Source organism: Arcicella gelida, from assembly GCF_034931025.1.
In the GTDB taxonomy this organism is placed as follows: Bacteria; Bacteroidota; Bacteroidia; order Cytophagales; family Spirosomataceae; genus Arcicella; species Arcicella gelida.
Map to the genome: position 1 here is coordinate 36,881 of NZ_JAYGIL010000038.1, position 22,916 is coordinate 59,796.

General features: G+C 34.0%; 16 protein-coding genes. 11 read left to right on the forward strand and 5 right to left on the reverse strand.

All coding sequences use genetic code 11. The features are described from left to right. Positions 1-16: 16 nt before the first annotated feature. From VB776_RS21660 to VB776_RS21685, 6 genes are all read left to right on the forward strand, one after another. Entirely contained in the window at positions 17-2,566 is a 2,550-nt protein-coding gene (locus tag VB776_RS21660; protein WP_323698961.1) for a phosphocholine-specific phospholipase C, read from the forward strand. A gap of 451 nt (positions 2,567-3,017) precedes the next feature. After that, positions 3,018-4,778, forward strand: a complete 1,761-nt coding sequence (locus VB776_RS21665) for an AAA family ATPase (RefSeq protein WP_323698962.1) — start codon at positions 3,018-3,020, stop codon at positions 4,776-4,778. A 12-nt stretch (positions 4,779-4,790) separates the two neighbouring features. Beyond that, a complete protein-coding gene (locus VB776_RS21670) occupies positions 4,791-5,780 on the forward strand; it encodes an HNH endonuclease (protein WP_323698963.1) in 990 nt (329 codons plus the stop codon). Positions 5,781-6,247: 467 nt separating this feature from the next. Further along, positions 6,248-6,694, forward strand: a complete 447-nt coding sequence (locus tag VB776_RS21675) for a HEPN domain-containing protein (RefSeq protein ID WP_323698964.1) — start codon at positions 6,248-6,250, stop codon at positions 6,692-6,694. An 8-nt stretch (positions 6,695-6,702) separates the two neighbouring features. After that, the gene (locus VB776_RS21680) at positions 6,703-6,936 is read left to right on the forward strand and encodes a DUF2188 domain-containing protein (RefSeq protein ID WP_323698965.1); all 234 of its coding nucleotides are present in this window, start codon (positions 6,703-6,705) and stop codon (positions 6,934-6,936) included. 155 nt (positions 6,937-7,091) lie between these two features. After that, positions 7,092-8,543 (forward strand): hypothetical protein, encoded by a 1,452-nt coding sequence (locus tag VB776_RS21685; RefSeq protein ID WP_323698966.1) that lies wholly within the window; start codon positions 7,092-7,094, stop codon positions 8,541-8,543. A 190-nt stretch (positions 8,544-8,733) separates the two neighbouring features. Here the strand turns inward: VB776_RS21685 and VB776_RS21690 are convergent, their stop codons facing one another. From VB776_RS21690 to VB776_RS21705, 4 genes are all read right to left on the reverse strand, one after another. Continuing rightward, positions 8,734-10,656, reverse strand: coding sequence for an outer membrane protein assembly factor BamB family protein (locus tag VB776_RS21690; protein WP_323698967.1), 1,923 nt, complete (start codon positions 10,654-10,656; stop codon positions 8,734-8,736). 345 nt (positions 10,657-11,001) lie between these two features. Next, entirely contained in the window at positions 11,002-12,138 is a 1,137-nt protein-coding gene (locus VB776_RS21695) for a helix-turn-helix domain-containing protein (protein ID WP_323698968.1), read from the reverse strand. A 201-nt stretch (positions 12,139-12,339) separates the two neighbouring features. Continuing rightward, the gene (locus tag VB776_RS21700; protein WP_323698969.1) at positions 12,340-12,951 is read right to left on the reverse strand and encodes a low molecular weight phosphatase family protein; all 612 of its coding nucleotides are present in this window, start codon (positions 12,949-12,951) and stop codon (positions 12,340-12,342) included. Between the two features lie 25 nt (positions 12,952-12,976). Next, positions 12,977-13,309, reverse strand: coding sequence for an ArsR/SmtB family transcription factor (locus tag VB776_RS21705; protein ID WP_323698970.1), 333 nt, complete (start codon positions 13,307-13,309; stop codon positions 12,977-12,979). A 159-nt stretch (positions 13,310-13,468) separates the two neighbouring features. Between VB776_RS21705 and VB776_RS21710 the strand changes: the two genes are divergently transcribed. The 4 genes from VB776_RS21710 (at position 13,469) to VB776_RS21725 (ending at position 18,344) form a co-directional block, all read left to right on the forward strand. Next, positions 13,469-14,545: an acyltransferase family protein gene (locus VB776_RS21710; protein WP_323698971.1), complete on the forward strand. Its 1,077-nt coding sequence runs from the start codon at positions 13,469-13,471 to the stop codon at positions 14,543-14,545. Between the two features lie 58 nt (positions 14,546-14,603). Further along, the gene (locus tag VB776_RS21715; RefSeq protein ID WP_323698972.1) at positions 14,604-16,562 is read left to right on the forward strand and encodes a M1 family metallopeptidase; all 1,959 of its coding nucleotides are present in this window, start codon (positions 14,604-14,606) and stop codon (positions 16,560-16,562) included. 119 nt (positions 16,563-16,681) lie between these two features. After that, positions 16,682-17,650 carry a virulence protein RhuM/Fic/DOC family protein gene (locus VB776_RS21720; RefSeq protein WP_323698973.1) on the forward strand — a complete coding sequence of 323 codons (969 nt, stop codon included), beginning with the start codon at positions 16,682-16,684 and terminating at the stop codon, positions 17,648-17,650. A 64-nt stretch (positions 17,651-17,714) separates the two neighbouring features. After that, the gene (locus VB776_RS21725; RefSeq protein ID WP_323698974.1) at positions 17,715-18,344 is read left to right on the forward strand and encodes an NUDIX hydrolase; all 630 of its coding nucleotides are present in this window, start codon (positions 17,715-17,717) and stop codon (positions 18,342-18,344) included. Between the two features lie 101 nt (positions 18,345-18,445). On the opposite strand, the gene VB776_RS21730 is transcribed toward VB776_RS21725, so the two are convergent. Beyond that, positions 18,446-18,922, reverse strand: a complete 477-nt coding sequence (locus VB776_RS21730) for a hypothetical protein (RefSeq protein ID WP_323698975.1) — start codon at positions 18,920-18,922, stop codon at positions 18,446-18,448. A 348-nt stretch (positions 18,923-19,270) separates the two neighbouring features. On the opposite strand from VB776_RS21730, the gene secA reads away from it, so the two are divergent. Further along, a complete protein-coding gene (gene secA / locus VB776_RS21735) occupies positions 19,271-22,645 on the forward strand; it encodes a preprotein translocase subunit SecA (protein ID WP_323698976.1) in 3,375 nt (1,124 codons plus the stop codon). Positions 22,646-22,916: the final 271 nt, after the last annotated feature.

The following is a 22,916-nucleotide window of genomic DNA, read 5'->3' on the forward strand; positions in this document are numbered from 1 at the left end:
ATTACAAAATCAACACATGGAATCAAGGAGAGAGTTTATCAAAAAAGCGCCTGTATTAGCCTCTGGGGCTGGTTTTCTGGGAATGTTACCTGCTTCAATTCAAAAAGCAATGGCAATTAATCCTGCCAAAGGAAGTACTTTCTGGGATGCCGAACACATTGTCATTTTGATGCAAGAAAACCGCTCTTTCGACCATTGTTTTGGTACTTTGCAAGGGGTGCGTGGCTTCAACGACCCTCGTGCAATTACACTTCCGAGTAGAAATAAAGTGTGGTTGCAACAAAATGAAAAAGGACAAACCTTTGCTCCTTTTCGCCTAAATCTACGTGACTCAAACGCTACTTGGATGAGTTCTTTGCCACATTCTTGGGAAAACCAAGTGGATGCTTTGAACGGCGGAAAAAATGATAAATGGCTTCATGTAAAACAATCTGGACATAAAGAGTACAAAGATATGCCCTTAACTTTGGGCTATTATAACCGTGAAGATATTCCTTTTTACTACGCCTTAGCAGATGCTTTTACCGTTTGTGACCAAAATTTTTGTTCGTCTTTAACGGGAACAACTCCCAACCGTTTATACTTATGGACGGGGACAATTCGTGAAAAGCAAGGTTTTGATTCAAAGGCGAATGTGAAAAACGAAGACGTTGACTATGGCAAATGGGCAAAATGGAAAACCTTTCCAGAACGTTTAGAAGAAAACGGTATTTCTTGGAAAATCTACCAAAATGAAATCAGTTTGCCTACTGGTTTAGAAGGCGAAGGCGATGCTTGGTTGGCGAATTTCACCGACAACCCGATTGAATGGTTTGAGCAATATCAAGTAAAATTCTCGCCAGAGTATTATCGCTATATTCAAGAAGTTGTAAAATTTTTACCGAAAGAAATTGAGAAGCTTTCGGCAGAAATCCCAACAATGGAAGCAGGAAGTGAAGCCTTGAAAAAAGCAGAAAGAGCTTTGGCACAAAAGAAAAGCTATTTAAAAATCGCTCAGGAAGACCTTGTGAATTACACGCCTAAAAACTTTGAAAAGCTTTCTACTTTCCAGAAAAATATTCATCAAAAAGCCTTTACCAACAACCGCAACGACCCACATTTCCATGAACTTACTTCATTGGAATACACTGATAACGGAACCGCCCGAAAATTAGAAGTACCCAAAGGTGACGTTTTGCATCAATTCCGCCAAGATGTTGCTAATAATCAGTTACCTGCGGTTACTTGGTTGGTTGCCCCCGAAAACTTTTCAGACCACCCCGGCGCACCGTGGTATGGGGCTTGGTATTTATCAGAAACGATGGATATTCTTACGCAAAATCCAGAGATTTGGAAGAAGACCATTTTTATTTTGGCTTATGATGAAAACGACGGTTACTTCGACCACATCCCTCCTTTCCTTCCGCCACATCACCAAAAACCTGATACTGGAAAAGTTTCTGCGGGCATTGATGTGTCGGTAGAACAAGTAAATTTGGCTCACGAAAAGAAAAGAGATTATTACAAAAACCCAGAAAAAGATACTCGTGACGGAGCGATTGGTTTGGGTTTTAGAGTACCTCTTTTGATTGCTTCGCCGTGGAGCAGAGGTGGAAATGTTTGTTCTGAGATTTTTGACCATACTTCTATTTTGCAGTTTTTAGAGAAATTCCTCAGCCACAAAACGAAGAAAAATATTAAAGAAGAAAACATTTCGGAGTGGAGAAGAACCGTTTGTGGTGATTTGACTTCGGTGTTTAAACCTTATAATGGTGAAAAAATCGTTCTTCCGACTTTTGTAGCAAAAGAGCCATTTTTAGAAAGTGTCCATAAAGCAAAATTCAAAAATGTACCTTCTAATTTCAAGGCTCTGACTGCCGAAGAAATCAAAGAAGCCAATACTTTGGGTAATGCCTCAGCTTTGATGCCTAAGCAAGAAAAAGGCATTCGCAAAGCCTGTGCTTTGCCTTATGAATTGTACGCAGAAGCTGATTTTAGTAACGATAAAAAAACGTTTGAACTTACACTTTCGGCTGGAAATAAGGTATTTGGCACAAAATCAGCAGGAGCGGCATTTGTGGTTTATACTCGTTATACACAAAATGGTTTAGACGAAATCAGCACCAGAAACTATGCCGTAAAGGCAGGTGATACCTTGAAAGATACTTGGTCATTAGCAGAATTGGCAGACAAAAATGCCCAAATAGAAGTGTATGGGCCGAATGGTTTCTTTAGGTCTTTCAAACTGAACAATGCACAAATAAATGTTGAAACGGCTTTGACTTACCAAAATAATCAGCTTACTAAAAATACTTTCACAGGTAATGGTCTGTTGATTTTGAAAAATAATGAAGCCCAAAACCTACGTTTTATTATTGAAGATTTGAGTTATAAAACAGGCAAAAAAATAGTAGCATTAGCCAAAGGTAAAAGCCTAACAGTAGCTTTAGATTTCAGTAAAAGTCACGCTTGGTACGATTTTGCCGTAAAAATAGAAGGTAATAATACTTTTGAACAACGCTACGCAGGACACATCGAAACAGGCAAAGAAAGCTTCACCGACCCTGCAATGGGACAAATAATATAAGTAACACAGGTTTCCAACCTGTCCAAGACTCATAATAAAACGGTAACCCATGCGGTTACCGTTTGCTGTTTAAAACAAAACCTTTTCATTCGGCAACCGCAAGGGATTGCCGACAATTCCAAATAAACCCTATTATACTTTGCGGTTTTCTTCGGTTTTCAATCCTCAAACCTATCAAAAAGATAGAAAAAGCTATCTCCGAGATAGGACAACCTATCTTTTTCACGCAATTTCCCGCAAAAAAGACAAATTACCCCATCTAATTCACGCAAAATACCGCAAAAGAGATAGAACGACGATTCTTTTTGATAGCTTGTCCTGTCTTTTTGATGGGTTGGGTCGTGATTTTGATGGGATTGAGACAATCTAGTTAAGGTAGCTAATTTGGAATATCAAACCACTTTTTGTAGATTTATTAAATACGTGTGACACTTATCTATTACTCAATTAAATGAAAAAGAAATTAGTTGCAATTTGGGTTGAAAACTACATGCAAATTCAAAAGCAAGGCTTTAATTTTGGCAGTAACAACACATTTAATTTTTCTTTTAATGAAGAAAAACGCTCTCTTACTATCACTACAGAAAAAGTAGAAAACTACTTTGATTTATTCAAAAATGATTCCTTTATTACTAATATAACTGGAATTGTTGGAATTAATGGCTCTGGAAAAACTTCGCTTTTGAAGTTACTAAATAACCTATCAGCAGGTAAATATTCTAGTCATCAACCAAGTGTTGTATTAATCTTTGAAGAAAATACATCCTATAACTTCTATATTCCTTCAAAAAAAGTCACTTTATCTTTAGATTTTATAAACGTAATTTGGGGAGGTATTAAATATGAGAATCCATTTAAGTATTTTGATTTAATATTTTACAGTTCTACGCTCTCAAGCCAAAATGATAAATACTTAGATAATGAAGATAAGCCAAATATGCTTAATCGTTCAGCATCATATCAATTCATGCAGTCACTGAATATACATAAACTTGAAAACTATATAAGAAGTCACAAGAAACAATATAATGAAAACCGTATAATTTCTTACAAGGTTTTTAACCCTTTAAAACTATATGAAAAAGACAAGCTTGAAAGACAAATTAAATTTTTAAATTGGGCAAATATATTAACAAAAAACAATTTATACTCTATTATCGGGGATATTACCATACCTTCTCAAATTACAATTTGGTTTGAAGAAGACGAGCAGTCATTAGATATGATTTTGAATTCTATCACAGATAACAAGAATGACTTAATCAAATCATATTCTGATTGTATTCAAAAAAATCATAAAATACTCGATTTAAAAAAAAGGCTTTTAGATAGAATTTTTTTCTATTTAGATATGGTAAGTTATAACCATCCGAAAGCTAAAGAAAGAAAAAGTTTATTAGATTTCTTTAATGCTTATCTGAACAACACTGATAGAGGTGATTTCTCAACTTTTGACGGAAAAAAGGAAAGGCTAAAGAGTTTAATTACACCTATACAAATAACGCAAAATAAGACTTCTGACCAGCAAACAATTAACATAACTATCAATTATAATGCTTGGGCTTTTTTATCTTTCCTCTTTGATATTTTTCGATACATACCTCTTGAACTAAACTATTCACTTAATCCCAAAAGTACAGGAGAAGAAGCCTTTATTACTCAGTTTTCTGAATTTTATACAGCAATTACCCATCTTATTAAAAGCCCAAATAAATCAAATGTAATTATATCAATTGATGAAGGAGAATCCTATTTCCATCCTGAATGGCAAAGAAAATATATTCATCATCTTTATACTTTCTTTGATTTAATTAGTAAAGAACTACGTTTAAATAAATCTTTCCAATTAATAATTACTTCTCATTCTCCATTTATTGTTTCAGATATACCTCATTATAATATTATTAAATTAAATAAAGATGAAAAAGGAAACTGTGAGGTAGTCCAATCTAAGAAAGCAACATTAGGAGGAAATATTTTTGAGCTATTCGAAGATGATTTCTACGTAAATGAGTTTATAAGTGCTTTTGCATTTGAAAAGATAAAACAAGCTATCCTTTTCCTACAAGGAAAAGAATCAAGCTTTACAATTGAAGATGTCAAAGCATTTATACCAAATATTGGAGAGTCTCTTATTCGTAATCAATTAGAAAAAATGTTGGAAAGGTATGAAAATAATAGTCGTGATTTTGAAACAGTTGAATTAGGTTAAAATTTATTAGACATGGTATCAATAGCATATTCTGATTATAGAGGAAAAACACAACTTTGTGATACACATACTGCTACGATTGTAAATTATTGTAAAGCAAGAGGGAAAAAGTACAATATTTTAGAGCTTGAAAAAGAGATTAAAAAATACTTTTCAAGTGTTGGTATATATACCCTTGAAAGTCTTGTCAAAGCCTCCCCTCAAAAACTACGAGAACTTAAAAACCATTATGATAACTTAACTGCTCAAGAAAAAGAAACAATAGTTGGAAAATCTACGAATATTAAAAAGAAGAAAGTACGTGTACGTGGGAAACTTAACTTAATAACCCTGTACAATTATTTCATAAAAAAAGATGACACCCTAAATAGCAACTATAACTCTGATGTTTTAGCGAAAGAGAGTGACATTTTTACTTGCCCTTACTGTAATGAAAATTATACTTATCATTATCAAAATAGTAAAGGAAAGCTTTCAAGAACTTTTGATTGGGATCATGTTTATCCTAAAGAAAAATATCCTTTCCTTGCTATCTCTTTCTTTAATTTAGTACCATCTTGCAAAGTGTGCAATTCCTTAAAGTCTAATAATAATAGTCATTTTTTTAATCCTCACATTGATATTAATGTAGATGATGTTTATGAATACCATATCAACATTGATAGTCCTGATTTCATTACAAATATAAGGTCTATTCAATTTTTGTTATTGTTTAGTAGAAATAATAACAAAAGACAAGAGTTTCAAGATACATTTAAAGCAATACATCTAAGAGAAAGAATTACTCAACACAAAAATATCATAAGGGATATTTTAAGGAAAAAACGAATATATAATGACCTTTTTTTGACATCATTAGATAAACAGTTCAATGGCTTAGATTTTCATGAATTTAATAATGAAGAAATCAAGTCATTATTATGGGGTGTTGAATTTAATCACGAGCAATATTATAAAAAACCTTTTTCAAAACTAACAAGTGACATACTAAAAGACATTTAGAATAAAGTATAAATAACCCTACTCAAAGTTTTTGTAGAATTAAAATATCTTTTAAAGTAAAGAGGCTTCTATTTACCATTTGCGGTTTTCTTCGGTTTTCAATCCTCAAATCTATCAAAAAGATAGAAAAAGCTATCTCGAAGATAGGAAAACCTACCTTTTTCACGCAATTTCCCGCAAAAAAGATACATCATCCCATCTAATTCACGCAAAATACCGCAAAAGAGATAGAACGACTACTCTTTTAGATAGCTTGTCCTGTCTTTTTGATGGGTTGGGTCGTGATTTTGATGGGATTTGGTTTCTACTTGAGACCAATTTTACATTTCCAATTTAGTTACAGTCCTAAATCTTTAATGAGCTTTAGCTCTTTAGATAATCTATTTTTTTGCTAATTTAGCTAAAGTAAATCCAGATGCTTTTGAAAGTAATAACTGATAAAATTAAGCCTGTAATTACACTTATCAATGATTCCAAAACTACATTTAAAGGAAATTGCTCTTAAAAAATTAGATGCTTCTAAATTACTTTGCGAATCAGCAAAGTATGATGCGTCCTTGTATTTGATAGGTTATTCAATAGAGTTGGCACTCAAATACAAAATCTGTAAAATTTTTCAATTTGAAGAAGGATTTCCAGAAACTAAAAATGAATTTGAAATGTATATTTCAGTGAGTGATAGCACCTTAGGCAAGGAAATTGTCAATATTAAAGAAATCAGAAATCATAACCTTCAAAAATTACTTTTTTATTCTGGACAAGATTACATCGTTAAGTTAGAACTCTTAGAAGAGTGGACAAATATATCTTATTGGAGCCCTGAACTAAGATATAAACTAAATCTTGGAGATAAAGAATTCAATGAAACAATTATCATATCAGTTGAAAAAATTCTAAATTTAATTTTTAAATAGATACTGCAATGGCAAAAAGAAATCAACATGTTGTACCATTAGGAAATGGATGGGCTGTTAAAGGTGAAGGAAATAATAGATTTACCGCAATCACTGAAACTAAAAGAGATGCTACGACTATTGCTCGTGATATTGCGAAAAATAATAAGTCGGAACTGATTATTCATGGAAAGGATGGCAAAATTCAAGCTAAAGATAGTTATGGGAATGACCCATTTCCTCCGAGAGATAGTGTAAATTAACAGTATAAGATAATAATTATCCTTGCTATTTTACACATCTCCACAGGCAGCCTCAGTGAAATCTCATTCCACCAATTCATAAAAAAAGTACTCGAAATGCTGAAAAGACATTCTTGACGATTAATTTTAAGGTATAATCCTTGTTTCCTATCGTCATGAAAATTATCAAAATCCTAAAAATTAGTTCGCTGGTCTATTTATTGATTCCAAACTACCTGTTTTTACTTACTTGGTTGAGGGCTGAAATTGGAATAAGTGCCTGCATGATTATTAGTATTTTTGTATTTAACTATCTGAAAAATAGTCAGGCTGACGATGTTCTTCGCTTAAAAACTCCTCTCTCTTGGCTTACGGTTTTCTTAGTTTTTTTCTTGGCTTTAGTACTAAATCTACTAGTTGGTATCGGTGAATTCCGAGAGCAAACTGTTGATTTTATGGCGAATAACCTAAAGTATCGTGACCTTGTCCAAAATAAATGGCCACTGTATTATCCTGATTTCAAGGTCTATATGTGCTATTATTTGGGTTATTATCTTCCCACTGCTGCACTCGGCAAAGTCATTGGTATTGAATATTGTCGCTATATTTCTTTGGCTTGGAGTACCACAGGTGCATTCTTGGTTTTCCTTTGGGCTATTACTTTTCTTGATAAACATCGCCTATCTGTCATTGGCGTAATCATCTTATTTTCAAATGCTTGGCTTGTGTACAAAGTGATGCTTTGGCTAGACTTCCAAACTTATATTTATCCACCTTATCATGTAAAATTGAATGATTTTTGGTTGATGAGACCACCTTTTTGGGAAGGCTTCGCCCTTGCTCCGCAACATGTTTTGCCTGCTTGCTTTGGTGCTTGTTTTATGTTAGAAGCAAACTTTCTGAAAAAAATAAATTTGGATGAAATGTTACTGATGTTATTGGCAACGATGTATTGGAGTCCATTGGCAAGTATCGGGATTTTCCCTTTTGTACTGTATTATTATCTCAACAATTGGTCGAATTTATTTACTTTGAAAAGTATTGTTGAAAAAATAGCCTTGGTCATTGGTTTTACTCCACTGATTATTTATTTCCTAAGTACACAAGGCGTCAACAGCGATAATACTCAGTTTATGTGGCAAGCTGGCGTAGAAAAATGGTATTGGACTTATCTGTTTTACATTGTTTTCAACTTCCTGATTTGGTATTTTTTCCTCAAACAGTTCAAACATCCCTTCACGAAAATGGTAAACGTTGCTTTACTTTTTCTGACGATTGTACCTTTATATCAAATCGGCATTGCTAATGATTTAAACATTAGGGCTTCTGTTCCTGCTATGTTTATTTTGACTGTTGCCATTGCTTATGTTTTTGTAGAGGCTCCCCAAAAAAAGCTTTACTATTGGATTGGATTAGCATTTTTCTTGATAAATACTCTACCAACTTTACATCAAGTTTATAAAAGTATTTTACCTTCAAAACCCCAAACTACCATCGTGAAAGCGGACTATAAGCAATTTCATAATATGCTTTCTTTCCAACAAGTAATGTATGGCGACAGCTCTGCCGTCTTAGAATACTCTTTGAAAAATGATTCTTTCTTTGAGAAACATTTGTTGAAGAAATGAAATAAAGAAACAAAAAACACATAGCGGAACTCTTGCAGTTACCGTTCTCATTTCCAATAAATCACCCCGTCGGCAACCATAAAGGATTGCCGCTACTCTTCTAATTTTAACTTTACACAATAAAAAACTCCCGCCCATTGAGCGAGAGTTTTAGAAACCTAACCACTAAATATTTAATCTTTGATTTCTTTTAGAATTTGAAAGCCGTAATCTCATTATCTTTTGAACGATAATACATCAATCCACCAATTTCATCTAAATCATAAACTGGTTTTTTATCTCCTAAAATCACGACTGCTTCTACTTTCCCATTGTCTTTATTTACTTTCACTAAGCCGACTCCTTTTTGTGAACCATCATTAGCATCATCCGTTAAAATAGCTTGATAATTTTCTGTTTGTGCCGAAGCTTTGAAACGTTTGTTCATCATGGCAAAACCCGCAGAAGCTACTGCAGACCACATTTGCTGTGCTTGCTCTTGTTGACGAATATAGCTATCAACCTCATAAGTTCTACCTCCACCAGCCGTTGCTCCTTTGGCATAACCTGCATTTGCAGCAGCAGCAACCGCTAACATAGTTCCACCAACGGCCATGATACCACCGAAAATCTTTCCAGCAGTGCTGGCCGTTGGGGAGTGAAAATATTGGCTGTACATCACATTTCCTGCAAAACCAAACTTCACTAAATTCTGACTAGAGGTCAATAAAATACCATCGTTACGTACTTGGAATCCTGAAGGAGCTTCTTTTTCATTCAGTTTTACTTTATCAGCAACAAATTCTTTCATACTTGCACTTTGAAGATTTACTTCAAAAAGTTTCTTGTCAGAATAAATCCATTGTAAATAATCTTTCTGGCAAGCCACATTTCCTTCTTTCAACTTCAGCGATTTATCCCATAAATCTTTGCCTGTTTCCAAACTTTGGAAGTTTACTTCTTCTGTAGTGCGATAAAAAATACCTTTGGGTGTTAGTTGTAAATCAACAATTTGTCCATCCACTTTATTGGGTTTATCAAATACGTGTTGACCCGTTTTTAAATCTAAAATACTGAGCGAGTTTTTCCCTCTTGAACTTTCCATCGAAATTAAAAGCCCCTTATCACAGTAATTATAAAATGACATTGTACCTTTTAAATTCGGTCCTTTTCCCCATAAACGAGTACCATTCTGATAATCTAACATAATGATTTCAGGGTCGTCGGTGGCAACAATAAATCCGCCATTGTCATAAATCGTTTCAACAATTTCTCCCCCAACTTTTACAGGATCAGCCCAAAGGGCTTTTCCTGTAGCAAAGTCAAAACTGTTAACATACTTTTTACTGGTATAGAAAAAGCTATTTTTGTCTCTACCGGGGCGAATTTGTGTAAAGTAACGATACTTAGGATTTAAAGAATTTGACATACTTGCACCCAAGCCAGCATTTTTATCTACGATGACTTCAGCATTTGGACTTTTTTGTTCAATCTCCCAAACCTTTTCACCAGTTTGTCCATTGAAACGAAAGATTGCTTTATTACTTACCACTAAAATATCTCCTTCCATCACAAAAGGGCGACCTGCAAACATCTCTGTTCCGCCAAAATCTTTCAATTCTTGTGTAAATTTTGCATGACCGTCACCAGCATCTACTAAAGTCATGATTTTCTTTCCGTATTTATTCAACCCTAGAAAAAGCACTCCTCCCAATGGCGGTAATTCTGTACGCATTTCTACAGTTCTAAAACCCATTTCTCCTGTATTGCACAACACTTTTCCAGAAACTACATCCAAAAGAACATGATCCATCGACATCAAGCCTCTCTTGTCAATCAAAGCAACTAAAGGCGTATTTTCAATTGGGTCATAACGCTCTTCTTTCAGTTTTTTCAGGAATTCATGTTGCCATAATTTTTGTCCATTTTCAGGATTCAAACCATACAAAGCATCATCGGTTGACACCACCAAAATACCAACGTCAGTCATTCGTTGCCAGTTAATACCACGTGGGAAACTGGTCTTCCAGAAAGACGGCGTTTCGGCTTTTGTCAGAAGAGTAGCATTAGTCTGATGAATACCAAAGCTTAAAATCATTAAGCATAGACCAATGAAAAGTACTAGTTTTTTCATAAGAAGATAAATTTAGGAAAAGCAATTTTCTGATTTGGGCTTTCAGTAAAATCGCTATTTAGATTTTGATTTAACTGTGGCAAATGTAGAAATAGGGTACAGAAACTAAAAAATAAAGGAGTCCAGACTTATAAATCTGCACTTATTCGAGTGAATGAGTGAATGAGTGAATGAGTGAATGAGTGAATGAGTGAATGAGTGAATGAGTGAATGAGTGAATGAGTGAATGAGTGAATGAGTGAATGAGTGAATGAGTGAATGAGTGAATGGAAGTGCGGTTTTGCGATGGTTAGTTCCCTAAAATCAATATTTCTTACTTTTTATTTTTTTGAGTGAGTTTGTTTATCAAACTGCTAAAAGTACTTCTTTGCGATATTCGGCTGGGGTTTGATTTACGTATTTTTTAAAGACTGCGTAAAAAGAGGATTTTGAATTAAAGCCACATTCGTAGCCGATTCCTTCTAAAGTAAGGTGTTCGTATTCGCTGGCAACTAATTTTAGCTTTGCTTCTTCTACTCGATAAGTATTCACAAAATCAAAAAAGTTCTTCTGAAAATGTTGATTCAGGATTTTTGACAATTGATAACTCGGAATTCCTAAATCATCAGAAAGCATTTTAATCGTAAGTTCAGCATTCAGATAAGGCTTATTTTCTTGCATAAAATGAAGTAAAGTATTGGCAAAATTATCATCCAAAGCAGGTAATGATACAAGCACTTTTTGCTCGTCTAACTTACGGTTTTCTTTATCCGTCATTTCTTCCGAAAATGTTTCCAAAGTATTAAACAATTCAGGCTGACTGTAGGCTTTCCAAGCTACGAAGCTCAAAATAGGCAATTGCATCAAAGGCACATAAGGAAAGAATTTTATCGTTAATAATCCATAACCAAGCGGTAAAACAAAATGGAAAATCACCAAGAAAAGTAAAATATTAAAGAGCCAAACTAATCTTAGTTTTTCGATATTCGAGAAATAAGTCGTTAAAGCCAAGCGGTATTTTAGCAATTCGACCAAACTAGCAATCAAGTAAGCAACATTTGAAAGATATAAAAGGATATGGTATGGTCTGTTAATAGGATGTTTATCCGCTTTAATTAAATCAACATAATTTTGAATTTCGGACATAGGAATAAAAAACAATTTTCCGTAAAAGAAAATTGTAGCAACAATGGCAGGAATAAAATGTAAGAGCGTTTTACCTTGATATTTTATTGTTTTGCCTGTAAAGGTTTGGACAAAAAAATACAATAAAACACCCCAAAGAAACCGAAAACCAGCGCTTAAATGGATGAGATATGGAAAATGATTGATAAAATCTGAAAGACGAAAAATAAAGAAATGAAAATTGCTGAGTGCTTGAAGTAAAAAAAGTAAGCCTAAATATAGATTACTTCCTGCATTATTATGCCGATTTTTGAGAAAGAAAATAGCTAAACCAAGCAAAAAGAAAACACTCCCAAAGCCAATCCAATTAAAAATCATCTCCAAATATCAGTTAAATCACAAATTCTAATGAAGCCCAAAATCAAATTTACAAAAATTCTTTATTTAATTATTCTTTTCAAGAAAATGAGATTTATCACAAAAACTGAAAGAAGAAAATGAATACTTAATGCTGAAAAACACGATAAATTACCCAATTTTTAATCCGAAAAAAGCTAAATTGAATTAAGCAGGCGTTATTTATTGAATGTTTGAAAAAACAAAAAGAGTTTCTTGGGCAATCTGACGAGAGCGTTCTTCATACTTTGCATCTTGCAAAGGTGTATTATCGAAAGCTTTAGGGTCGTCGTACGTAGTACCAATTCTCAATTCTACTCCAGGAATAAAAGGACAGTTTTCTTCTGCATCCGAGCAAGTCATGATAGCAGCAAAATGTTCTTTAGGATTCGCTTCGCTATTATACACTTTAGAAAAACACTTAGTACTTTCGTTTACACCAAACAGAACAGTGTAAACTGGATTAGTTTCTTTATCATCACTTTCGATAACAAAACCCATTCTTTTTAAAGCATTAATTGCATTGATATTAAAAGCCGTTGCCTCTGTACCACCAGAGTACGTTTTTACATTATCAATTCCATAATAAGATGCTGCAACTGCTGCCCAAACTTGTCCTAAATGACTTCTTCTTGAATTATGCGTACAAACATATACCAACGAAATCGGTAAATTTGCCTCTTTTTTTGATTGAATGTATTTACTAATTTTTAAAAGTAAAGATTTTCTTTGTTCTGGAATAGCATCAAATGAATTGATTAATTCATCGCATATTTGCTTGATTGAAGAATACATTTTAATAAGAATTAAGGTTAAAATTTTAGCAACAAGATTTAGTTTTTGGCGTATATCCATCGAAAAAAGCATTTAAAACATCTTGAAACTGCTTCCAAGTATTTTCGTCGATACAGTAGCAAATGGCGTTTCCTTCAATATCTCCTTTTATCAATCCAGCATTTTTCAACTCTTTTAAATGCTGAGAAACAGTTGGTTGTGCAAGTGGCAATTCATTTACAATATCACCACAAATACAAGAATCAACTTTAATTAAATAATCCAAAATAGCGATTCTAGCAGGATGTGCAATCGCTTTGGCAAGTATTGCCAACTGATTTTGGCGTTCGGTAAAATGGTCTGTTTTAGTTGCTCCCATTATGAATCATTTGTTTTAATCGCAATATTACGATTAAGATATTAAAAGAAAAAAAGAAATTATGAAAATTGCTTCAAGCAAGAATAATAAATACCTTGCTTACAAAAGGTAAATAGTAATAAAAGCAAATCAGTATATAACCCATTTATAAATTAAATAATGATTGTTAATAATAGTAAGGATTCAAGTATAATTACAAAAAACACTAATAATAGATTTCTTGAACTTGATGCATTGAGAGGCATCGCAGCACTCTCTGTTGTTCTATTTCACTTTACAATGGGACGAGAAGAGTCTAAATGGGGGTTCAAATTAGGTACAACTGGTGTTGATTTGTTTTTTATCATCAGCGGCTTTGTAATTTTCATGAGCTTGAACAGAGTTTCAAAAAGTAAAGATTTTATCATTAACAGAGTAAGTCGATTATATCCAACTTATTGGTGTGCTGTTACTTTTACTTTCTTGCTGATTCTCTGCAAAACCTTATTACTCAAACATGATTTCAGTCTCATCAAAGAATTTCTGAATTATGCAGGAAATCTTACAATGTTTCAATATTATTTAGGTATTCCAGACCTTGACGGGCCTTATTGGACAATGATTATTGAAATGATTTTTTATATTTCGATACTTATTTTATATCAATTCAACTTGCTGAAATTGCTTAATATTTTAGGGTTAATCACTTCAATATCAATCGTAATCCTCACTTCTTTCTGGGAAAATCATAGCATTGTAAAAGCAATCTTGTATTCGATTCCATTATTACCTTACATTCCTCTCTTTTTAGCTGGAACTGTATTTTATAAAATTTATACTAACAATCAACAGATGATTAGCAATTATGGCATCATAATATTATGCTTGATTGCTCAATTTCTACTTTTTGAGCATTCTGGCAGATCTCATCATTTCATCAATCATCAAGAATATGCTATAATGATTTGTCTTTACTTTACACTATTTATACTTTTCGTCAATCATAAATTAAATTTTATCGTTTCTAAATTGACTTTATTTTTGGGAAAAATATCCTTTGCTTTATACCTTACACATCAATACATTTCGTTACAATTTTTGTTACCAATATTAGTAAATAAACTTCATCTCAATTTTTGGCTTGCAGCCCTATTGATAACTTTACCAATTACGATACTCATAGCGACGCTCATTACAAACTATGTTGATATTCCATTAAGTAAGAAAATGAAAGAAAAGCTAAATTCTTTCAGCTGATTTTCAAATTATATTTAAGCTATAAACTATTCAATAAATTTCCCACAATTCATCAAAAATGAAAAAAACACTCCTTGCAGTTTGCTTACTCTTGAGTTCAGGCAATCTGTTTTCACAACAAAAATCAAATTACAGTCAATACGATTTATTCAATCCATTGTTCAATTATACGCTTTCTACTCCAACCAGAAGTGGAACAGGTTCTCCAGGAAGTACTTACTGGCAAAACTCAGCTGATTATAAAATCAACATCGCATTAGATGATGAAAAAAATACGGTAGAAGGCGATGTAGAAATTACTTATAAAAATGCTTCTCCTGACAAGCTGAATTTCTTGTGGTTACAATTAGACCAAAATCAATTCAATACAAAATCTCGTGGTGGACTCACTACTCCTATCAACGGCGGACGTTTCGGAAACACAAGTTTTGAAGGTGGTTATCAAATAAAATCAGTAACAATTGACGGAAAACCTGCTGATTTTTATGTGAATGATACTCGTATGCAAATCAAATTGGCTTCACCAATTATTGAACGTACAGGAATTACGAAAATAAAAATCTCATATTCTTTCAAAATTCCAAAATATGGTTCAGATAGAATGGGAACGCAAGAAGTAAATCAAGGTACGATTTATGAAATGGCACAGTGGTATCCAAGAATGTCAGTTTATGATGATATCGAAGGCTGGAATGTACTTCCATACTTGGGTGCTGGCGAGTTTTATTTAGAATATGGAAATTTTGAATATGCCATCACAGTTCCTGCTTCTCATATTGTTGTAGGTTCTGGTGAACTAACAAATCCGAATGAATGCTGGACATCAGAGCAAATTAAGCGTTTTGCAGAAGCCTCGAATAGTGATAAAACAGTTATTATTTTAGGGAAAGATGAAGTAGGAAACCCTAATTCTCGCCCTAAAAAAGAAGGAAAAATTACTTGGAAATTCCGTTGTAATAATGCTCGTGATGTAGCCTTTGCTAGTTCAAAGTCATTTATTATAGATGCCGCAAAAATTAATTTACCAAGTGGCAAAAAGTGTTTGGCGATGTCGGCATATCCCGCAGAATCAGCTGGAGATAAAGCTTGGTCTCGTTCAACTGAATATGTAAAAGGCTCTATTGAATATTACTCTAAATGGCTTTACGAATATACTTATCCAGTAGCAACAAATGTGGCAGGTTCAATTAGTGGAATGGAGTATCCTGGGATTATTTTCTGTGGAATGCGTGACCAAACCGAAAGTCTTTGGGGTGTAACAGATCATGAATTTGGACATAACTGGTTCCCAATGATAGTTGGCACTAACGAACGTAAATTTGCTTGGATGGATGAAGGTTTCAATACTTTTATCAACTTTTATTCTACCGATAATTTTAACAGCGGAGAATACAAAGGCAATAAAATGGACATGCACCAAATGTCGAAGCAACTTTTCAGAGAATCTGCCGAGCCAATCATGAATATCCCTGATGTAATCCAACCAAATGGCTTGGGTTATGAAGCTTATTATAAACCAGCTATTGGCTTAAAACTTTTACGTGAACAAGTACTTGGTCAAGACCGTTTTGATTACGCCTTCCGTGAATACATCAAACGCTGGGCTTTCAAACATCCAACACCTTACGATTTCTTTAAAACAATTGAAGATGCTGCTGGCGAAGATTTATCTTGGTTCTGGAGAGGTTGGTTTTATGAAACTTGGAAACTTGACCAATCTGTAAAAGATGTGCAGTACATAGAACAAGATCCTAAGAATGGTGCAATCATCATCATTGAAAATTTAGAAAAATTAGCCATGCCAGCCGTTGTAGAAATGGAAATGGTAGGCGGGACAAAAGAAAGAGTAACATTACCTGTAGAAATTTGGCAAAGAGGTGGCACTTGGACTTTCAAAACGTCAACTAACTTACCGTTAAAATCTGTAACGATAGATCCAGACCACGTTTTCCCAGACTTCAATTCAAAAAATAATACTTGGAAGCCTTTAAACTATAAAGCTCCTAAGCCGAATTAAAGATTAAAATCAATAAGGATTAGTCGATTGGCTAATCCTTATTGATTTTACACCTTCTTAAAATGTGTTATCATTTAAAATCTTGTAAATTGTAGCTTTCAACAAATCATCTTTACACCATGAAAAATGTAGGAGAAATCATACTTTACGAAACTGAGGATGGACAAACATCTTTGGACGTTCAATTAGAAAATGAAAACGTTTGGCTTACTCAAGCTCAAATGTCAGAACTCTTCAATAAAGAACGTTCTGTCGTTGCCAAACATATTAAGAATATTTTTTCAGAGAATGAACTTGATGAAAAAAGCAATGTGCAAAAAATGCACATTGCTTTTTCTGATAAACCAGTATCATTTTACAGCCTTGATGTAATAATATCAGTAGGTTATAGAGTAAAATCAAAACAAGGTACAGACTTTAGAATTTGGGCTAATAAAGTTTTAAAACAATACTTAGTTAAAGGCTATGCCATTAAGGATAAAATCAAAATTGAACAGTATGAGAATCTTCGGCATACGGTTAGTTTATTAGCAAATGTTTTACAAAACAAAGAATTATCTGCTGATGAAGCTACTGGCTTACTTAAAGTTATCACAGATTTTGCTTATGCTTTAGATATTCTTGATAAATACGACCATCAAATACTTACTGTTGAAAATATATCCACAGAACAACATTTTACAATTACCTATGAAGAAGCAATAATTGCCATCAGAAGTTTAGGAAGTAAGTTCGGAAGTAGTTCCTTGTTTGGCAATGAAAAAGACAATTCATTTAAAGGTTCAGTTGCTACCATTTATCAATCATTTGGTGGAATTGAGTTATACCCAAGCGTAGAAGAAAAAGCCGCAAATCTATTGTATTTTGTTGTAAAGAATCATTCATTTAGTGATGGAAATAAACGAATAGCAGCCTTTCTATTTGTTTGGTTTCTAGATAGGAATAAACTATTATATCATTCAAATGGTACTAAGCGTATTGCAGATAATGCTTTAGTAGCACTTACTTTGATGATTGCTGAAAGTAAACCAGAAGAAAAAGAAATGATGGTAAAAGTTGTAGTATGTTTAATTAATAGCAATAATTAAACAACGGCTTATTATCAAAAACAAATATTTATTTAAATAGCCTAAAACAAACCCTTACTCCCACATGCAAAACACAGAATGGCTAGCAATGGCAAAAAGAATTCAGGCAATTGCTCAGGCTGGATTATTTTATACCGAAAGTCCTTATGATAAAGACCGTTATCAGGAATTATCTGACCTTAGTGTTCAAATTCTAAGTAAACTCTCTGACGAACCTATTGAAAAAATTGGTGCTTTGTTCACTCAAGAAAGAGATGGCTACCAAACTCCCAAAGTGGATGTTCGTGTCGTTGTATTTAACGATCAGAATGAAATTCTAATGGTCAAGGAAAGAGTAGATGACCGTTGGTCCTTACCAGGTGGCTGGGCTGATGTTGGTTACACTCCTTCAGAAGTTGCTGTGAAAGAAGTAAAAGAAGAAACAGGAATTGATGTAAAAACGATTCGACTATTAGCAGTGATGGATAAGAAAAATCATCCACATCCAGCAGAAGCTTGGTATGTTTATAAACTCTTTATTCTTTGCGAGAAAATTGGCGGAGAGATTTCGCAAAACACCATGGAAACTTCTGACATCCAATACTTCCCATCAGACAAACTTCCTCCCTTGTCAGAACCAAGAAACCTTGAATCTCAAATTAAATTGATGTTTGAATACAAAGATAATCCTAACAAAGAAGTTTATTTTGATTAGCTGTAAGCTGTTAGCCTTGAGCTGTGAGCTTTTTTTGAAACTCAAGGCTCACAGTAAATCGCTAAAAACAAGGCTCGTAGCTCATTGCTTGAAACTCAAAGCTAATATTTCAACGTAATTGTTGTATCGTTTTTAAAATACCTTTTAACAGTTACATCAAAACTACCTTCTTTTTTGATTAAAGTATTTTTAGGCATGACAAAATCACCTAGATTCGCCTTGTCATTTCCCAAATCTATTGTTTGTACTTCTCCTTTGGCATCAATTAATTGAACAACATAGTGAATTTCATTATTGGGTGGAATAATATTCACCCATTTTTTGGCAACTTTCCCTTCCCAAGCCATCTCTTGGATATCAGAAACACCTTGATACACTCTTTTGGTATCATTTTTTGTTCTGACGTAATCAATTCCATATATAATCACGACAGCCGCAATGATTAATGGTGTTAACTTACCCGATAAAATATTCGAATCTTTACTTGAAGAATTTCCTGAACCACCGAGCATATTACCAATTAAAGGCATTTTTAATTTCGGGCGAGGTGGGCGACGACGTGGAGTTAATTGTTCCATTACTTGTTGTTGTTTTATATCAAAGGTTAAATATAGATAAAATCCTTTTTAAAACTATACTTTTAGTTAATATTTGCTACTCTTAAAAAAATTGAATAAAGCTCATTTTAGCATAATGAATTAGAAACAAAAGAGAAATCATCTAAACTCCTGATTATAAAGACATTATTTTTATTACAAATGTTTTTCCAACTTTATAAAGTAGCAATCTGCAATATTATTACAAGGAAATTGTTTTTAAAAGCATTGAATGAACTAAATTTGTAAGTATTCTATTTTTAGTTTGTAATACAAATGATTGATGAAATTAATTCAATCATTACTTCTAAATGATTAAAACCCAACACAATGATAAATTCAATCACTAAAGCAGTTACAAAGCTGTTTGGTACAAAATCAGAAAGAGACATCAAAGAACTGATGCCTTATGTGATTAAAACCAATGCTGAGTTTGCTTCACTTCGAAATCTTTCTGACGAACAACTTCGCCAGCAAACCGCTGACCTAAAGGCTATTATACAGAAAAACCTTGCTAAAATTGATGCTGACATTTCTGATTTAAAATTAGAAGTAGAAGCAAATCAAGAAATGTCTGTAGATGCGAAAGAAACGATTTTCAATCAAATTGACAAATTACAGCTCGATCGTGACAAACAATTGGAAGTAGTACTTCTTGAAATACTTCCTAGGGCTTTTGCCGTTGTGAAGGAAACTGCCCGAAGATTTACCGAAAATAAAAAATTAGAAGTACCGGCAACAGTTCATGATAAATTTATCGCTGCTAAAAAGAAAAACGTTGAAATCGTCGGTGAAACTGCCATCTGGCATAATAAATGGCTTGCAGCAGGTAATGAAATCGAGTGGAATATGATTCACTACGATGTTCAACTAATTGGTGGTGTTGTACTTCATCAAGGTAAAATTGCCGAAATGGCAACGGGTGAAGGTAAAACGTTGGTTTCGACTTTGCCATCTTATTTGAATGCTTTAGCAGGACAAGGCGTACACTTAGTAACCGTAAACGATTACTTAGCAAAACGTGACTCTGAATGGAATGCTCCTCTTTTTGAATTCCACGGTTTAATTGTTGACTGTATCGACAAGCACGAACCAAATACAGAAGAACGCCGTCAGGCTTACTTGGCAGATATTACTTACGGAACAAATAACGAATTTGGTTTCGATTATTTACGTGATAATATGTCACGTACACCAGAAGAACAAGTACAGCGTAAGCACCATTTTGCAATGGTCGATGAGGTCGATTCTGTGTTAATTGATGATGCTCGTACTCCGTTAATCATCAGTGGACCAATGGCTCGTGGCGACGAACAAGAATACGACGCTTTCAATCCTTTGGTTGCTAGAATGGTAGAACAACAAAAGAAATTGGTACAAGATTTTCTGGTAGAAGCTAAGAAATTAATTGCTGCAGGTAATAAAAAAGACGGTGGTTTAGCGCTTTTCCGTGCTTTTAGAGGTTTGCCAAAAGCAAGACCAGTAATTAAATACTTATCTGAAACGGGTATCAAACAGATTTTACAAGAAACGGAAAATATCTATTTGGCTGATAATCAAAAATTAATGCCAGAAGCAGATGCACCGTTGATGTTTACGATTGAAGAGAAAAACAACCAAGTAGAGATGACGGAAAAAGGTTTAACCTTTATGACTCGCATGGTTGAAAATCCTGATTTCTTCGTTATTCCTGACCTTTCTGTTGATTTAAATCAAATTGAAAATGCAGTTGGCATCACCGAACAAGAGCGTTTGATTAAGAAAGAAGCCTTAATCCGTGATTATTCTGCCAAAACCCAACGTATTCATACGGTTAGTCAGTTATTGAAAGCTTTTACTTTATTCGAGAAAAACGTTGAATATATCGTTGACGAAACAGATGGTAAAGTAAAAATCGTTGATGAATCAACAGGTCGTATCATGGAAGGTCGCCGTTACTCAGACGGTTTGCACCAAGCGATTGAAGCAAAAGAAGGCGTAAATATCGAAGATGCTACGCAAACTTATGCAACAATTACTTTACAAAACTTCTTCAGAATGTATCACAAGCTTTGTGGTATGACGGGTACAGCAGAAACAGAAGCAGGTGAATTCTGGACAATTTATAAATTAGACGTTGTTACGATTCCAACAAACCGTAAAATTTCTCGTTTCGACCACGAAGATAAAGTTTACAAAACTGTTCGTGAAAAATACAATGCCGTAGCAGACGAAATTCAAGAATTAGTGAATGCTGGTCGCCCAGTGTTGGTGGGTACTACATCGGTTGATAACTCTGAATTATTAAGCCGTATGCTTACGATTCGTAAAATTCAACACAATGTATTGAACGCCAAACAACACGCTCGTGAAGCTGACATCGTTGCTGAAGCTGGTCAAGCAGGTAAAGTAACAATTGCAACGAACATGGCTGGTCGTGGTACGGATATTAAATTATCGCCAGAAGCACGTGCAGCAGGTGGTTTGGCAATTGTTGGTACTGAAAGACACGAATCACGAAGAGTTGATAGACAGTTGAGAGGTCGTGCGGGTCGTCAAGGTGACGTTGGTTCTTCTCAATTTTTCCTTTCATTGGAAGATGACTTGATGCGTAAATTCGGTTCAGACCGTATCGCAAAAGTAATGGACAGAATGGGTATGGAAGAAGGCGAAGTAATTCAACATTCTATGATTACTTCTTCGGTAGAAAGAGCTCAGAAAAAAGTAGAAGAAAATAACTTTGGTATTCGTAAACGTCTTTTGGAATATGATGACGTTATGAACTACCAACGTAATGCCATTTATAAGCGTCGCCAAAATGCACTTTTCGGCGAGCGTTTAGCTTTGGATATTGCCAATAATACGTATGATGTTTGTTCTGAAATTGTTCAGAACAATGTAAGTTATGATGAATTAGAATTACGTTGTATTGATATTTTGGGAATCGAACCTCCGTTTACTCGTGAAGAAATCGGAAAGCTTAATACACAACAACGTACCACTCGTTTATATGATGCTGCTGAAAAACATTACCATGTTAAAAACAAAGGTTTAGCAGAGAAAGTAGTAGCTTTTGCTAAAGAAGCAATCACTCATGGCTATGCGGGTATGCAAGTACCATTAGTAAGTGGTTCAATGGTTTCACAATTATTTGCTGATGCACAAGAAACACTTGATACTAACGGCCGTAAGTTAATTCAGGAAATGGAAAAATCAATCGCTTTGAGTTTGATTGACCAAGAATGGAAAGAGCATTTACGAGACATGGATGACTTAAAGCAATCGGTTCAGAACGCAAGTTATGAGCAAAAAGATCCATTGTTAGTTTATAAATTTGAAGCTGTTAAATTGTTTGAACGTTTCTTGAGCAGAATCAATTTAGATACAGTAAGTTTCTTGATGAAAGCTGATATGCCAGAAATTCAAGAAGCATCTGCTCCGGCAGCTCCAGTTCGCCAAGCTCAACAACCTAAATTACAAGTACAAAAAGATGAAGCAATTTCATCTCTTTTAGGCGGTTTAGCAGGTGGAAGAGGTGACGAAAATGATTATCACGACCCAAGTACACAAATAGTTGAAAAAGTTGCTCCACGCCAAGCAATCAAAATTGCTGACCGTAATCAAAGAGTAACTGTTCAGTACCGTGATGGTTCTATCAAAGAAAACATCAAGTATAAAACAGTTGAGCAAGATGTTGAAAAAGGCATTGCTGTAGTAATTGCCTAAATAAATACTTATTCAAAACCTCCGTTCGATTCATGACTAATCATCAGAATTGAACGGAGGTTTTTTTTCAATAGATTTTTCTCAAAAAAAGTCAATAAAAAAGCCTCAAATCTTGAAAGATTGAGGCTTTTTTGATTAATTAGATATCTTAATTAGGCTTCCCTTGAAAATTGTTTTTCGATATTGATTTAGAATAAAATCCACTCATATTCTGGGTGGATTTTTCATTTCACTTACGGTGATTTATTAAAAAAATACAATTTTATTTGAC